Source organism: Xanthomonas sp. LMG 12460, assembly GCF_009192895.1.
Taxonomy (GTDB): Bacteria; Pseudomonadota; Gammaproteobacteria; order Xanthomonadales; family Xanthomonadaceae; genus Xanthomonas_A; species Xanthomonas_A sontii.
Map to the genome: position 1 here is coordinate 1 of NZ_NKUH01000093.1, position 14,542 is coordinate 14,542.

Annotated in this window: 13 protein-coding genes; 6 read left to right on the forward strand and 7 right to left on the reverse strand. The window is 64.4% G+C overall.

The genetic code is table 11. The annotated features are described in order from the left end of the window. Positions 1-207: 207 nt before the first annotated feature. The 6 genes from CEK66_RS17195 to ilvD form a co-directional block, all read right to left on the reverse strand. Positions 208-609 (reverse strand): hypothetical protein, encoded by a 402-nt coding sequence (locus tag CEK66_RS17195; RefSeq protein WP_152237715.1) that lies wholly within the window; start codon positions 607-609, stop codon positions 208-210. Positions 610-1,991: 1,382 nt separating this feature from the next. Beyond that, complete coding sequence (locus CEK66_RS20420) at positions 1,992-2,525, reverse strand: hypothetical protein (RefSeq protein ID WP_193312699.1); 534 nt, start codon at positions 2,523-2,525, stop codon at positions 1,992-1,994. A gap of 423 nt (positions 2,526-2,948) precedes the next feature. Then, on the reverse strand, positions 2,949-3,389 hold the full coding sequence (locus tag CEK66_RS17205) for an OmpA family protein (protein ID WP_152237716.1): 441 nt from the start codon (positions 3,387-3,389) through the stop codon (positions 2,949-2,951). Positions 3,390-3,681: 292 nt separating this feature from the next. Next, positions 3,682-4,086, reverse strand: a complete 405-nt coding sequence (locus CEK66_RS17210) for a hypothetical protein (RefSeq protein WP_152237717.1) — start codon at positions 4,084-4,086, stop codon at positions 3,682-3,684. Between the two features lie 484 nt (positions 4,087-4,570). Then, complete coding sequence (locus CEK66_RS17220) at positions 4,571-5,029, reverse strand: hypothetical protein (RefSeq protein WP_152237719.1); 459 nt, start codon at positions 5,027-5,029, stop codon at positions 4,571-4,573. Positions 5,030-5,544: 515 nt separating this feature from the next. Continuing rightward, positions 5,545-7,383, reverse strand: a complete 1,839-nt coding sequence (ilvD, locus tag CEK66_RS17230; protein ID WP_152237721.1) for a dihydroxy-acid dehydratase — start codon at positions 7,381-7,383, stop codon at positions 5,545-5,547. Positions 7,384-7,738: 355 nt separating this feature from the next. Here ilvD and CEK66_RS17235 point away from each other — a divergent pair, with 355 nt between their 5' ends. The 6 genes from CEK66_RS17235 to CEK66_RS17260 all read left to right on the forward strand — a co-directional run bounded on the left by CEK66_RS17235 (position 7,739) and on the right by CEK66_RS17260 (position 13,035). After that, complete coding sequence (locus CEK66_RS17235) at positions 7,739-8,989, forward strand: cellulase family glycosylhydrolase (protein WP_226978657.1); 1,251 nt, start codon at positions 7,739-7,741, stop codon at positions 8,987-8,989. Positions 8,990-9,091: 102 nt separating this feature from the next. Further along, positions 9,092-9,649, forward strand: coding sequence for a DUF1190 domain-containing protein (locus tag CEK66_RS17240; protein WP_026143325.1), 558 nt, complete (start codon positions 9,092-9,094; stop codon positions 9,647-9,649). A gap of 33 nt (positions 9,650-9,682) precedes the next feature. Further along, a complete protein-coding gene (locus CEK66_RS17245) occupies positions 9,683-10,864 on the forward strand; it encodes a glutathionylspermidine synthase family protein (RefSeq protein ID WP_152237722.1) in 1,182 nt (393 codons plus the stop codon). Between the two features lie 361 nt (positions 10,865-11,225). Continuing rightward, complete coding sequence (locus CEK66_RS20830; protein WP_343193437.1) at positions 11,226-11,534, forward strand: hypothetical protein; 309 nt, start codon at positions 11,226-11,228, stop codon at positions 11,532-11,534. A gap of 158 nt (positions 11,535-11,692) precedes the next feature. Beyond that, entirely contained in the window at positions 11,693-12,076 is a 384-nt protein-coding gene (locus CEK66_RS17255) for a hypothetical protein (RefSeq protein WP_226978656.1), read from the forward strand. Then, on the forward strand, positions 12,073-13,035 hold the full coding sequence (locus CEK66_RS17260; RefSeq protein WP_226977985.1) for a hypothetical protein: 963 nt from the start codon (positions 12,073-12,075) through the stop codon (positions 13,033-13,035). The genes CEK66_RS17255 and CEK66_RS17260 overlap by 4 nt, the downstream gene beginning before the upstream one ends. Before the next feature lie 46 nt (positions 13,036-13,081). Here the strand turns inward: CEK66_RS17260 and CEK66_RS17265 are convergent, their stop codons facing one another. Next, positions 13,082-14,380 carry a DUF58 domain-containing protein gene (locus CEK66_RS17265; RefSeq protein ID WP_152237724.1) on the reverse strand — a complete coding sequence of 433 codons (1,299 nt, stop codon included), beginning with the start codon at positions 14,378-14,380 and terminating at the stop codon, positions 13,082-13,084. Positions 14,381-14,542: the final 162 nt, after the last annotated feature.

The window sequence follows — 14,542 nt, forward strand, 5'->3', positions numbered from 1 at the left end:
CCCCCCGCCCCGGGGGGGGGGCGAACACCGGGCCGAACCCGACCGATCGCGGCAAACTCGGCACCAAGCGGCATCTTCAGTGAGCGAGATGGAAATTGAACGAATAGCGTTTAGGTCGGGCATTGATCATCATATTTTCAAAGAAACGCTGTTTGGGCCTTGGCGCCTGAGTTAATTCGCGCCGAAGGCGTCGGCTTGAATGATTGGTTAGGTTGCGCCCGCGGCAAGATCGTACGGAAATGTCTTTCTGGTGACCACTTTCATGCCGCTGATACTCTCGATCTGCCGGCTGCCCTGGGATCGCCACACAGTGCGCGCGCCAGTCCATTGATGCATTACTTCCGATGAATCCCATACTAGTGACTCCAAAAGGCTCTCGTAGGCCACTATCCATTCCTCCTCTAGATCCCAAAATTCTTTGTAGTAGGCGGCGAAGTGGATGAGATGGCCGTAGTAACTATGTCCGCGATGGTTTGGTAACAACGAGAACATGGGCCTGACTAGCAAAGATCCTGTATCGCCAAGACCTTCAAGCACCCTTCTGTTATGGGCCTCGACGTCAGTCTCCGAGCGGAAGCAGTGGATGTAGCCGTTCACAATGCTGGACATTGGGGGTGCAACCTTACGCCTAAGTTAAGACGCACCGCGGAGCGGGGTCGGCTTGAATGAATAGTTAGACGGTCGTGCCAGGAGGTGGTGAGCAAGAAGCGTGCTCCCCAGCACTTGCGCCAATAGCCGAGCATGCCACAAATAGCGGTATTGGGGCTCGCCCGAGATGCTGGCCGCTGGATGTGACCGAAACCATAGGCAATGAGCGCAGCAGAGCAACGAAGCTGGATGACCAAGTAGCGGGCGATCCGATGGCGGTAGACGTGAGGATTGCGAACCGAGGCCGACCGCTGAAGCGCTATCGCTGTCACCGATGGCGTAAGTCGCGCCGCACGCACAACACTACCGCCTAACACCTGAGTTGGCGGCTTCGTGAAGCGGCGCCGGCTTGAATAAATTTTTAGGCCCCGTAACAACGCAAAACAATACGCCACAAACGAGACCGATAAAGCCGCCAGCTGCGAAATTGGCAAGATAGGGCTGTGAGCCAACGCCTAGAAGCATGAGACTGCCCGGCAGCGAAAATGTTCCGGCTATGAAAGCACCAGCGCATACACTGAGCCAGCTCAAATAGCCAGCGCACCGAAGCCACGTGACGTAGGGTAAGCCGAGAGCGGCCATCGCTCCATATGCGATGGGTAGACCGAAAGAAAAATAGATTACAACGGCAATGGGCCAATCCTTGAGCCCTGGCAGCCCTTCCCGCACTAGAGCGGACGCCAGCGAGTACAGCAAGAATGCCACTGGTGCCCCGAGAGGAGCGATAAGTGCACCGAACAGGATCGATCTTTTGGTCTGCAGTGAGTTCATGCCAACGGCCTAACACTGGAAATAAGCCGCGTGCCGTAGGCACGTCGGCTTAATTGACTGGTTAGGCCGGGATGGCCCAACGAAGATGGCGCGCCGAACTAATACGTCGACGACCGTGTTGTCTGGTGCTGCGTCCGATACAGGGCCTGCCACGTTGACCATTCGATGAGGTGACACAGCCAAGTGTCAGCCGGCGATGTGGTGGATGCAAACGCGGCTCCAACACCAAGCCAATGCCAGCCGCCTAACGCTTGAATTAAGCCGCCCGCCGCTGGCGTAGCCAGTGGACGGTCGGCTTGGATGAATTGTTAGGGCGCGGCCACGCCACCACCTATCTGAGTTGAACTGTTCGGGAATGAGGTCATCGCCTCCTGGGTCTGAGTAGCCACGCTCAGCGAGTTCTTTGTACCACTCGGACGGTAGCGAAGACGGAAGGTCCTTGCCGCACCAAGGGCAAAACCGCAGGACGGTCGACGTGTAGCCATCGTATGAAACCGGGGGGACGTCGGAACCTGGATCCATTGCTCTTCATCCATTGCCCTTCGGATCAGACTATCCCTAGAGAAATAGGATCAGAAGCCGGGGTTGGGGCCGAATTTGACATTCTGGCACGCGAGCGATGGGAAGCCGATATAGAATTCTTCGCTGGTTTCACCTAACGACTTGCACATCGGCATGGATGAATCGGTCTTCTTGCTTGTGATCGTTAGTTTCCATGCTGCGTGGGCACCAGCACTTGCCAGCGTGTAGCTGCTGACGATGCCGCATAGCACGGACGGGGGCGATACTGCAATCCAAGTGTTGTCAGCGGTCTTACGAAACTTGACCTCCTGGCCGTCTGATGAGACGCCAAGTACACATTGCTCTGGGCCGCCACCAAGCACCTTGCGCTGGAGCTCGTCTCCCTTGACCAAATTGATCCTCGCGAGCCGGCAACCGAACTCGTCGTCCTCGCGTGTGCCATCGCAGAGCCCGATGATCTGCGACACCGAATTGGTGTCTTCCTTTAGCACTGAAAAGCGTATTGGCCTTGCGGCGGGCGGCCCTGCATATGCCATTCCCACAGTGAGGAACGCCGTCAACAGCATAATCGCGGTGAGCTTCATCGTGGCCCGTCTTCCCTGGAGCTTAAGCCGAGTTGCGAAGCAACTTCGGCTTGACTGAGTTGTTAGGCAGTAAGTGGCCCCAAAGGTTGGATTGTGCAACCCTGCTCCCCAGCACTGCCGCCTGGACCAAGTGTGCCACAGCCTGCGGGATGGAGCTTGCCCAGCGACGCACCGATGCGTGCTGCCACCGAATCCAAGTGCAACGAGCGTAGCGTGGGAATGACGGGTAAGGGCAAAGCACCGAACTTACTGCAACCAGCAACGGTAACAGCGACTTGCCGGAACCGACCGCCGGCATGCCAGCCAACCGACGAAGCCCGACCCACCAGCTGATTTGCTCCACCACCGCCTAACGCCTGAATTAAGCCGCGCCGCGAAGTGGCGTCGGCTTGAATGAACTGTTAGGTGCCATACTGGAGCACTTTACGGCTCAATGTCCACGTTTAGCTCGGCGCGCTGATTGAGCGAGTTCTCCTCCCGTTTGCCAGCGATCGGGCGAGTGGACCCGTACTCGGTTAGAGCAATGACACAAAGCGGATCCACGCCAGCGGCTAGCAGGAACATGTATAGGAGAAGCGCTCGACGTTGGGCGAGATAGCGGCACTCTTGCCCGGAACACTCATACTGATCAGTATGGCCCGCAATCTCGAACCTGACGTCCGGGTGGCGCTTGATTAGCTCGACAGAGCGATTCAAGTTGGCAATTTGGTCTGCCCCAGTTGCAGCCTCGTCGATCGTCTCACCCTTGATGGGATGGCCGGCCTTGAAGAAAGCACCATACAGGTCGAGTGAAGAACTGCATGCAGCGCCGGAATATCCACCGAGCAGAGCTGTCGATAGCAGGATTGAGAGGAGCTTGGACATGTCACCTAACGCTGGAAATAAGCCGCGTGCCGTAGGCACGTCGGCTTGATTGACTGGTTAGGCCAGGATGGCCCAACGAAGGTGGGGCGCCGGAACGAGGTGCCGACGACCGTATTGTCTGGTGCTGCGTCCGATGCAGGGCTTGCCACGTTGACCATCCGTTGAGGTGACCTGCCAAGTGTCAGGCGGCGCGGTGGTTGGTGCAACCGGAAGCGCCAAGCCAAAGAAGAAGCCACACGCCTAACGCTTGAGACAAGCCGCATGCCGTAGGCATGTCGGCTTGATTGAATTGTTAGGCCGCGGCGCGCCGGAACTCAATGACATAGTTCTCTCCGGATACGTCAGCGACCCTCCCCACGAGATCGTCCCGCACGGCAAAGGTCTTGGGAATCTTGCTCCCATCTTCGCCGCGCTGTACACGATCCGGCTCCAGTGCGCGAGCAAGCACTAAGCGGACCACAGCGCCAGTGTCAAAGGCACGAACGACGTTGGTGCGAAATTCCGTATTGCCGGGACCTGACCAGCGATCAAAGCGGTCGCCGAATGCCAAGATGTTTGGCCCGTAGCCTTTGATGTGGTGATGATTCCAGAGGCTCACTACCAACGTGTCGTCATCGACCCACGAGCTCACGGACCAGTTGACGTTCTTGAGTGTGGCCCCGTAACGCCGGAATGCTTCAGAGATACCAAGCTTCATAAGCAGCCTAACACCTGAGTTAAGCCGCGCCGAGAAGCGGCGTCGGCTTGAATGAATTGTTAGGGCGCACCCGCTGCTTCACCCCTGATGGATATCTATCACGTGCCGAGGCTGGAACCATAGCTCCATGCCAGCCTGCAGCCGGTCTGTGCAGTGCGGGTCGTTATCTAGCGCGCCCCGGTACCAGCCCGCCTGGCACTCCAAGACCTCTACCCACATGCGCTCGCCGTGCTCGACCTTCTCGCCGGACGCGTCAGGGCCCAGGATGTAGAACCGGAGCTTAGCTATGTCGCCGGGTGCGAGCCCACGGCGGGCTTCTGCATGCGGGATCCAGAACGACTCCGGGCTCTCGGCATGGGCCTCTTCGCCGTCCGATAGCCACCAGCCGTCGTGTTCTCTTGTAGCGAGTCGCGGTGTGCTCACCTGGGCGCCCTAACGCCTGAATTAAGCCGCGCCGCGAAGCGGCGTCGGCTTGAATGAATTGTTAGGCGCCAAGCCCGGGTTCTCCGCGGTAGGGCGCCAAAAGAAGGTTGTGCACGTTGTTCAAGCGAGTCAGAAGGCCAGAAATTGAACTACTACGGGTTGATAGTTGTTTGGACAGCGCCTGAAGTTCCTCCGAACTGCACGGCTGTCGCCGGAACATGACCAGCGAAGCCTGATGGGCAACATAGTCTCGATGAGGAATCTCGGCTTGGAGATCTTTGACAAGCTGAGAGTCTGAGCATGTCTTTGCGAAGACCTTCAGGAGTGTGCCAAGCGCTGCGTTGTCATAGTCGCTGCCCGTGAAGCCGAAGTGTAAGTCGCGACCCAAGCGATGCTTGGCGATGTTGAAGTAGTTACGCAAGTAAGTCTTTAGCAGTGCCTCGATAAGCTGGTAGCCGCCAAGCGTCAAGTTGGCGATCTCTTGATAGCTCTTTACTTCAAAATCCCGATCTGCGTCCATGGCGCCTAATGCTTGAATTAAGCCGCGCCGCGAAGCGACGTCGGCTTGAATGAGTTGTTAGGCCGACGACGGACGCGACCAGAGTAGAGATTGAATGTATGCCGAACTGGAGCCATCCCAGCCGCAGATGGCACATTGCCCTGAAATGAACTCATGTGGACACTTTGGAGTGCCATACAGGATATGAGCGCACTCTGGACAAAGCGATGACATGCTTGAAGCCGTTGCGATGTATCGGCTCCCGCATTCATCGCACTTCCCAGAAGTTCTTTCCATTGCGGCCTAACTACTATTTGGACGGCCCAAAAGCGGTGATGCCCCAAGTATCAACCAACGCCAGACGTCTGCAAAGCGGGAAATTCCCGCCCTGCATCAATGACTTGCCTGATTTTGGCCGGGGCTCCGTGCGCCAATGCTGGCTACGTTATCCGACGTTCGAACTGTCGTGTGAGTTACACCCGTGACGATGAAGGCGTAACGGCGCATCAACCGCCGAGGTTGCTGGAGGAAATGCCTCACCCCTCCAACATCGCCTTGTCCCGCACCGCCCCCTTGTCCGCACTGGTCGCCAGCAACGCGTAGGCCTTCAACGCCGTACTGACCTTGCGCGGGCGCGGCTCCGCTGGCTTCCAGCCACGGGCGTCCTGGTCGGCGCGGCGCGTGGCCAGTTCCGCGTCGGAGACCAGCAGGTCGATGCGGCGCTGGGGGATGTCGATGCGGATGCGGTCGCCGTCGCGGACTAGGCCGATGGCGCCGCCCGCCGCCGCTTCCGGCGAGGCGTGGCCGATCGACAGGCCGGAGGTGCCGCCGGAGAAGCGGCCGTCGGTGAGCAGGGCGCATTGCTTGCCCAGGCCCTTGGACTTCAGGTACGAGGTCGGGTACAGCATCTCCTGCATGCCGGGGCCGCCCTTGGGGCCTTCGTAGCGGATCACCACGACGTCGCCGGCCTGCACCTCGTCGGCGAGGATGCCCTTCACCGCGGCGTCCTGGCTTTCGAACACCTTGGCGTTGCCCTCGAACACGTGGATGGATTCGTCCACGCCGGCGGTCTTCACCACGCAGCCGTCCTCGGCGATGTTGCCGTATAGCACCGCCAGGCCGCCCTCCTGCGAGTAGGCGTGGGCGACGTCGCGGATGCAGCCGCTGGCGCGGTCGGCGTCCAGGCTCGGCCAGCGCGTGGCCTGGCTGAAGGCGACCTGGGTGGGGATGCCGGCCGGCCCGGCCTGGTAGAACGTCTGCACCGCGGGGTCGTCGCTCTCGGTGATGTCCCACTGCGCGATGGCGTCGGCCAGGGTGCGGCTGTGCACGGTGGCCTGGTCGGTGTGCAGCAGGCCGCCGCGCGCCAGTTCGCCGAGGATGGCGACGATGCCGCCGGCGCGGTGCACGTCCTCGATGTGGTACTTCTGCGTGTTCGGCGCCACCTTGCACAGCTGCGGCACGCGCTTGGACAGGCGGTCGATGTCGCGCAGGGTGAACGGCACCTCGGCTTCCTGCGCGGCGGCGAGCAGGTGCAGGATGGTGTTGGTGGAGCCGCCCATCGCGATGTCCAGGGTCATCGCGTTCTCGAACGCCTCGAAGGTGGCGATGCCGCGCGGCAGCGCGCGCGGGTCTTCGGCGCCGTACCAGCGGTGGCACAGTTCCACCGCGGTGCGGCCGGCCTTGAGGAACAGTTGCTCGCGGTCGGCGTGGGTTGCGACCACGGTGCCGTTGCCGGGCAGGGCCAGGCCCAGCGCTTCGGTCAGGCAGTTCATCGAGTTGGCGGTGAACATGCCCGAGCAGGAGCCGCAGGTGGGGCAGGCGCTGCGCTCGAACGCGGCGACCTTCTCGTCGGAGGCGGTGGGATCGGCGGCGATCACCATCGCGTCGATCAGGTCCAGGTTGTGGTCGGCGAGCTTGGTCTTGCCGGCTTCCATCGGCCCGCCGGAGACGAACACGGTGGGGATGTTGAGGCGCAGGGCGGCCATCAGCATGCCGGGGGTGATCTTGTCGCAGTTGGAGATGCACACCAGCGCGTCGGCGCAGTGCGCGTTGACCATGTACTCCACCGAGTCGGCGATGATCTCGCGGCTCGGCAGCGAGTACAGCATGCCGTCGTGGCCCATGGCGATGCCGTCGTCCACGGCGATGGTGTCGAACTCCTTGGCCACGCCGCCGACGCGCTCGATCTCGCGCGCGACCAGTTGCCCGAGATCCTTCAGGTGCACGTGGCCGGGCACGAACTGGGTGAAGGAATTGGCGATGGCGATGATCGGCTTGTGGAAGTCGGCGTCCTGCATGCCGGTGGCGCGCCACAGCGCGCGGGCGCCGGCCATGTTGCGGCCGTGGGTGGAGGTCTTGGAGCGATAGTCGGGCATGGGAGCAGCGAACGAGCGGGCGGGGAGGCTGGCGATGGTGGCGCGATCGGATCGTTGCTGCTGCAACCGTCCTGGACGCCCACCGGTGGGCCGACCACGTTAGCACGCAGGCTGGCGCCGCCGCGCGCCGCCCGGGAGTGCGGAGCGGGTCGCAGACCTGCCTGCCTGCGCTTGGCAGACTGCGGTGGCCGGTGCGTCAGGGGGCGTAGGCCCGGCTCGCCCATCATGACCACAGGAGGTGTCCATGCTCCGGCATGTGCGTTCGTCGTCTTCCGCTGTTTCCTCCCCCATCCCGTCCCTTGTGTCCACCCCTGCCGATCCGGGCCGCCGCAGCGTGCTGCGCGCCGGTGTCGGCATCGCCGCCGGCGCCGCGCTCTGGGGCCTTGGCGGCCAGGCCCGCGCCGCGGGCACGTTGCCGTTCGCCGGCCTCAACCTGTCCGGATTGGCGTCCAACAACTTCGTCGACAACGCCGTCATCGACCGGCACTACCGCGACATCAGCGACCAGCACATCGCCGCCGCCGGCGCCTGCCCGCTGTTCCGCCTGCCCACCACCGCCGCACGCTTCAGTACCGGCCAGGGCATGCCGCTCAACGCCACGTATTGCGACCAAGTCGAGAAAGTGCTGAACCGGCTCGCGCAGCGCGGCAAGGTGGCGATCCTGGAGTTGCACGACTACATGCGCCTGCCGATCAAGGTCGCGAGCAAGTCCGGTTACCGGCGCGATGGCGCCGGCCAGCTGATCGGGCCGGACGGCCGCGCGGTCGCCGATCCGGCCGACCAATCGGTGTGGAACGGGACCTACCGCAGAGGCAATTTCCTGTACCTGGCCTACTTCGATCCTGCCGACAACCTGCTCAAGCTCTACGAATATCGCGTGATCGGCACGCCGGGCTGCACGCTGTACAACGCTGCCGGCCTACCGGATCTGTGGAGCCGCATCGTGCAGCGTTTCCGCTCGCATCCGGCGATCTTCGGCTGGGGCCTGATGAACGAGCCCTACCAGGGACCGGAGCGCTATGCCGACGGCAGCACGCTGGTGATGGCCGACCACTGGCTGCGCACCGCCACCGCCACCGCGGCGCGCATCTTCGATTTCGACCGATCGCATTACGTGTTCGTTTGCGGCAACGAATACGCCAGCGCCCGCCGGTGGAAAGAGGCGTCCAACAATCTGGACACGATTCCCGACCCGTACGACCGCATCGTCTACGAGGCGCACAACTATCTGGACGACGAGGGCCGCGGAGGCGGTGCTTGGACCAATCGCAATGAAAACGTTGCGCCGGACACCGGCATCGAGATGGTCAAGCCATTCATCGACTGGCTGGGATACCGAGGCAAGCGCGGCTTTCTCGGCGAGCACGGCTATCCGGCCGGCAATGCCAGCGCGGAATTGGCGACAAAGCGCATGCTCGCGCACCTGCAGGCCAACAACATCCCCAGCACGCAGTGGTGCTTCGGCCCCGGTTGGCCGGACAACGACGTGCTGGGCATGAGCCGCGACGTCGGCATGGACATCCAGGTCAAGTCCAATATCGCCGCGGTGCAGCCGTACTTCGATGCGCGCCTGTCCAGCTACGTGCCGCCGCCGCCGAAGAGCTGACGCGTCGCGCGTGCGTCCGCGGTGATGCCCAACCGCCGGCCGCGGGTTTCCGCGGCCGGCGGAACCGGGCATCATCGTGGTTGGACTCAGGAAGACGTTGCCATGAAAAGGTCGAAGACGACCGCCTTGTTGCTGATGAGCGCTGCGCCGCTGCTGTTCACCGCCTGCGGGCGCGAGCCAGAGGCCAAGGCCCAGGAAGGCCTGTACACCTCGGTGGACGCCTGCGTGGCGCAGACCCACGACATCGCGACCTGCCGCGAGGCCTTCGCGCAGGCGCAGAAGCAGGCGGCCGAGCAGGGGCCCAAGTACGCCAGCCGCGAGCAGTGCGCGCAGGACTATGCGCAGGATCGCTGCGTGGAGCAGCGCGACAGCCACGGCCATTCCTTCATCGGGCCGATGATGACCGGCTTCTTCCTGTCGCAGATGCTCAACAACAACCGCGCTGCCGGGTTCAATGCCGCGCCCGCCTACCAGGACCGGCAGAACCAGTGGCAGCGGCCGGCGTCCTATTCCGGCGGTGCCGGTGCGGCGGCCGCCAGCGGCACGATGCTGCGCGGCAACCAGACCATGACCCATATCGGCGCCACGCCGAACCGGGCGGTCACCGTCAGCCGCGGCGGTTTCGGCGAATCCGCCGGTGGGCGCGGCTTCGGTAGTTGAGTCCGGCTTTTCCCTCATCGCACGAGACCCCGCATGAAACGCATCGCGATCGTCGAGCGCGGCGACTGGCGCGCCCAGGCCGCGGAGTACGGTTTCCGCTTCCACACCATCGACGGCCAGCGCTACTGGGACGAACGCGCCTACTACGCGTTCAACCTGCGCCAGATCGAGCGCGATCTGGAAGATCCCAGCGCCGAACTGCACGCGATGGCGATGGGCCTGCTCGACGAGATCGTCGCCAGCGAGGCGCTGATGCAGCGGCTGGCGATCCCGCCGGCGTTCCGCGACTGGATCGCCGACAGCTGGCGGCGCCGCGAGCCGCATCTGTACGGGCGCCTGGACCTGGCCTACGACGGCCGCGGCCCGGCCAAGCTCTACGAACTCAACTACGACACGCCGACCTCGCTGTTCGAGTCGGCGTTCTTCCAGTGGCAGTGGCTGGAGGACCAGCGCGCGCAGGGCCGCCTGCCGGATGACGCCGACCAGTTCAACTCCATCCACGAAGCCTTGCTGGAGCGCTTCGCCGCGCTCGCCGGCGGGCTGCCGCCGCCGCTGTACTTCGCCGCGGTGCGCGATTCGGAAGAGGACCAGGGCACGGTCGCCTATCTGCGCGACTGCGCCGCGCAGGCCGGCGTCGGCGGCGAGCTGATCGCGATCGAGGACATCGGCCTGTCCAGCGACGGCCGCTATACCGATCTGGACGATACGGTGATCGGCGCGCTGTTCAAGCTGTATCCGCTGGAGGACATGTTCGCCGAGCGTTTCGGCCAGGCGCTGCCGGGATCGGGCCTGCGCCTGCTGGAGCCGCCGTGGAAGGCGCTGCTCAGCAACAAGGGCATCCTGCCGCTGCTGTGGGAGCGCCATCGCGGCCATCCAAACCTGCTGCCGGCCGCATTCGACGACGGCAGCGCATTGCTGCCGGGTTGGGTGCGCAAGCCGCTGCATTCGCGCGAGGGCGCCAACATCGTGCTGCACCTGGACGATGGCCGCGTGCTGGAGAGCGACGGCCCCTATGCCGGGCCCTACATCCGCCAGCAGGCGCATCCGCTGCCTGCGTTCGAGGGCCGCTACCCGATGGTCGGCAGCTGGATCGTCGGCGACCGCGCCTGCGGCATCGGCATTCGCGAGGACGATGGCCCGATCACCCGCGACAGCGCGCGGTTCCTGCCGCACGCCATCGTCGAGGACGCGCGGCCGGGTGTGCTGTATGCGTGAGTCGGTGTCGCGCGCCGACGCAGCGTCGCCTGAAGCGCCGCGTCGGCATCGCAACGACGGAACACCCTTGGCTGCCTATGCGGACCAGGTGGCGGTGCGCTGCCATCGCTGTGGCGCGCCGGGGTGGGTGCTGGCGCAGTGGGAGCCGTATCGCTGGCAGGCGCGATTCCGTTGTGGGCAGTGCGCTACTGGGCTGGACAGCGACGCCGACGACTGGGTGGGAGCCGTGCAATTGGAAGGCCATCGCGCCTGCGGCCATTGCGGACACAAGTGGGTGCGGGTCCGTGCGACGTCGACCGGTGCAACCCCGGTGTCCGCGAACTTGCCCGGGCGTTGCGCGCATTGCGGGAAAAGCAGCGCGGTGGCCGTCACCACATACCGCGTGCGCGACGGCTCGCCCCACGATCCGCATTTCGGCATGCCGCTGGCGCTGGTCGCACCGACCCGCGCTGGCCTGCTGTGGGCCTACAACCCGCGCCATCTGCAGGAGTTGCAGGACTACGTGGCGGCGACGCTGCGCGAACGCCGCGGCCTGTTCGGGCGCTCGATGTTGGCGCGGTTGCCGGCGTGGATGAAGCTGGCGCGGCATCGGCCGCTGATGCTGCGCACCTTGCAGCGTCTGCAGCAGGCCAGTGCGCAGCTGCCGTCGGTGCCTGCGGCGGCAACGTAGCGGCGGCGTCTGCGGTTTCATTCTTCGCCGTGAATGCGGCCGGCGCAGTCGCGCCACGCGCGACGCATGCGAAATGTCTACGATGTGATACCCGTCACGATTGACCGGGCTTGCCCGTCTGACGAAGATCGACATCGGGGAGTGCTGCGGGGGCCGGCATGTCTGCATCTCGTATTCGCGCCAGAGTGCTGGTGCTGCTGGCGTGCGTTGCAGCCAACTGCAGTGCGTGCGCGGTGGTGACGGTCTCCACCGCGCGCGAGGACGTGGTCGTGCGTGGCCTGTTCGGCGCACGCGTCGCCACGACGGGATTGGCCCCTGTGGCGATCCGTTCGCGCGGGCTGGGAATTTCGCAGACCCCGCGCGCGTGGACGCTGGGCTGGCACGCCGAAACCGCGATCTATGTTCCCCCGGATGCGGATGCGTGCCGCATCGTGCTGATGTCCAATACCGAAGCCGAGGTCCGCCGCCTGCTTGCGATCCTGCAGGCCGGCGGTGGCGATCTGTCTCAGCTCTGCATCGCATCACAGGAGGTGTCACGATGAAAACGTCTCTGGCTTGTTTCTCTGTTCTGCTGTTGGGCGGCTGCGCACATTTGGAGCAGGCGCCGTTGGTCTACGCGTCGAAGACGAGCTTCGGTGTCGATGTTTCCACGGCATCCACCGAAAACCCAGGCATTTCGATGAACCTGGGCTACAAGCAGGTGGATGCGGCCTATGTGCCGGTGGCGGTGGCGAGAAAGTGCAACGACGGCGTTGCCGGTGCCGACTGCAGCAAAAAGGGCTACGAGCTGCTGGTGATCTCCGGCGTCGCCAGAGAGGGCGATTCGGACGCCGACGGGACCAGCGAAGATGCGCGGATCGAAGCGGCCAAGAAGGCATCGACTGACTATGCGAGGGCGCTGTCGGAGGAGACGCTGGCGAAGCAGGCGATGATCGAGGCCGATAGCAAGCTCAAGCAACTGCGCGACAGCTACAGCGCAGCCGCCAAGCGGCAAAGCGCATACGATCAAGCGAAGCTGAAATGGGCGTCGCTGCAGGCAGCGGCGGCGAGCCCGGGCACGGTCGAAGAGGCGGACGTGATCGCCGCGAAGAGCGCCATGGACGCGCTCGCGCCCACTGCCGAAGATCAGGCGATTCTCGCGGGCTTCGCTCAGAGCGAGAACGACCTGCGGCAGAACGCCGCCGCCGTGGCGTCCGAGTACGCCAGCAAGCAAAAAGCGTCGGAGTTGCAGGAAGCCATTCTCAAGTCCGCCAATGCGAAGATCGCGCGCAGCAATCTGGGCGACTCCTATTCCGTCTTTGGCAGCTTCGATGGCACGAGCACCGTCAATGGCAAGGGCTCGGCGTCGATCGGGTTGGGCAAGATGTTCTCGACCGGCGTGGCTGCGCAACGGTTGGCGAGCGGCATATCGACCATGGCCTGCTATGACCTGATCAAGAGCAAGGCACCTGCCGCCGTCGCCGCGGCGGAACTGGAGAAGCTGTTGCAGCACTGCCAGTGAGTGCCGTGGTTTGCGCGGCCGAGCGGTGCGGCGGCGCCGCCAGGTGCTACAGCAACCCGTCGCGCTTCACCGCCAGGTAGCGCTCGATCAGTGCGGCGGGCAACTCTTCGCCGGTGACGTCGAGCACCATCACGCCGTGGCTGCGCAGTGCGTCATGCGCAGCGCTGCGTTGTTGCAGGTAGCGCGCCACCGCGCCGGCCTGCACCGCTTGCGGCAGCTCGTGTGCGTCCTCCGCCAGCGCCTGGTCCAGTTCGCGCTCGCGCAGGCTGGCCACGCACACCAGGTGGCGGCGCTGCAGCAGGCGTACGGCGGCCAGCAGGTCTTCGATGTCCTCGTCGCGCACGTTGCTGACCAGCATCACCAGCGCGCGGCGGCGCTGGCGCAGCGACAGTTCGGTGGCCGCGGTCAGGTAATCGGTGGCCACCGGCTGCGGCTGCAGGTCGTAGCTGGCGCGCAGCAGCACGTCGACGGTGGCCATGCCGCGCTGCGGCGCCACCCAGCGCGCGTCGCCGCCGCTGGCCATCATGCCGACTGCGTCGCCCTGGCGCAGTGCCAGGTACGACACCACCAGCGCGGCGTTGAGCACATGGTCGAAGTGCGACAGGCCACGCTCGCTGGCCAGCATGCGCCGCCCGGTGTCGATCAGCATCAGCAACTGCTGGTTCTTCTCGTCCTGGTACTCGCGCGAGATCAGCTTGCGCGCGCGCGAGGTCGCCTTCCAGTCGATCTGGCGCAGGCTGTCGCCGACGCGGTACTCACGCATCTGGTGGAAGTCGGTGCCTTCGCCGCGGCGCCGCTTCAGGTGCGCGCCGACCAGGCGCGAGGCCTGTTCGGCGCTGAACAGGGCGAAGCGGGTCAGCGGCGCGAAGTTCGGATACACGCGCACGGTCTGTGCGGACCCGGCCAGACGCTGCTGCCACCACAGGCGCCAGGGCGCATGCAGGCGCAGGTGGGTGCCGTCGAAGACGAAGCGGCCGCGCGCGGTCGGACGCAGTTGGTAGCGCACCTGGGTCTGATGCGCGGCGGGCAGGGTCATGCGCTGCGGCAGGCCCTGCAGCTCCCAGCCACTGGGCACCAGGTCGAACAGGTCCACGCGCTGGCGCTGCGCGCTGTCCAAGTGCAGCACCACGTCGCGCTGTACACCCAGCGGCAGCGCTTCGGGCAGCTCGCGGCGCACCTGCGGCGTCGGCCGCCGCCACAGCCGCCATGCATCCAGCGCAGCGACCAGCGCGATGCCCGCTGCGACCGCCTGCCAGCTCCACAGCGGCAGCCAGCCCAGCGCCACGGCCAGGCCGTACAGCGCCCACAGCGCGAGCAGGGCCAGCAGGAGCGGGGCGGGTCTCATCGCTGTCTCTTTTACACATTTGGCGCCGCCGGCGGGCTAACGCGTCTCGTTCTCTGCTCTGCCCTCGCTCCCTCTAGATGCCATGCCGATCACGCTGTTCGAGGCACGCGCCTATGCTTGTGCGTAGACGGATACGTGCGCGTCGCAGCACCGTACCGTTAA

Coding starts and splice junctions, on each gene's coding strand:
- CEK66_RS17195 (WP_152237715.1), bottom strand. CDS start 609: ATGTCCAGCATTGTGAACGGCTACATCCACTGCTTCCGCTCGGAGACT.
- CEK66_RS20420 (WP_193312699.1), bottom strand. CDS start 2,525: ATGAAGCTCACCGCGATTATGCTGTTGACGGCGTTCCTCACTGTGGGA.
- CEK66_RS17205 (WP_152237716.1), bottom strand. CDS start 3,389: ATGTCCAAGCTCCTCTCAATCCTGCTATCGACAGCTCTGCTCGGTGGA.
- CEK66_RS17210 (WP_152237717.1), bottom strand. CDS start 4,086: ATGAAGCTTGGTATCTCTGAAGCATTCCGGCGTTACGGGGCCACACTC.
- CEK66_RS17220 (WP_152237719.1), bottom strand. CDS start 5,029: ATGGACGCAGATCGGGATTTTGAAGTAAAGAGCTATCAAGAGATCGCC.
- ilvD (WP_152237721.1), bottom strand. CDS start 7,383: ATGCCCGACTATCGCTCCAAGACCTCCACCCACGGCCGCAACATGGCC.
- CEK66_RS17240 (WP_026143325.1), top strand. CDS start 9,092: ATGAAAAGGTCGAAGACGACCGCCTTGTTGCTGATGAGCGCTGCGCCG.
- CEK66_RS17245 (WP_152237722.1), top strand. CDS start 9,683: ATGAAACGCATCGCGATCGTCGAGCGCGGCGACTGGCGCGCCCAGGCC.
- CEK66_RS17255 (WP_226978656.1), top strand. CDS start 11,693: ATGTCTGCATCTCGTATTCGCGCCAGAGTGCTGGTGCTGCTGGCGTGC.
- CEK66_RS17260 (WP_226977985.1), top strand. CDS start 12,073: ATGAAAACGTCTCTGGCTTGTTTCTCTGTTCTGCTGTTGGGCGGCTGC.
- CEK66_RS17265 (WP_152237724.1), bottom strand. CDS start 14,380: ATGAGACCCGCCCCGCTCCTGCTGGCCCTGCTCGCGCTGTGGGCGCTG.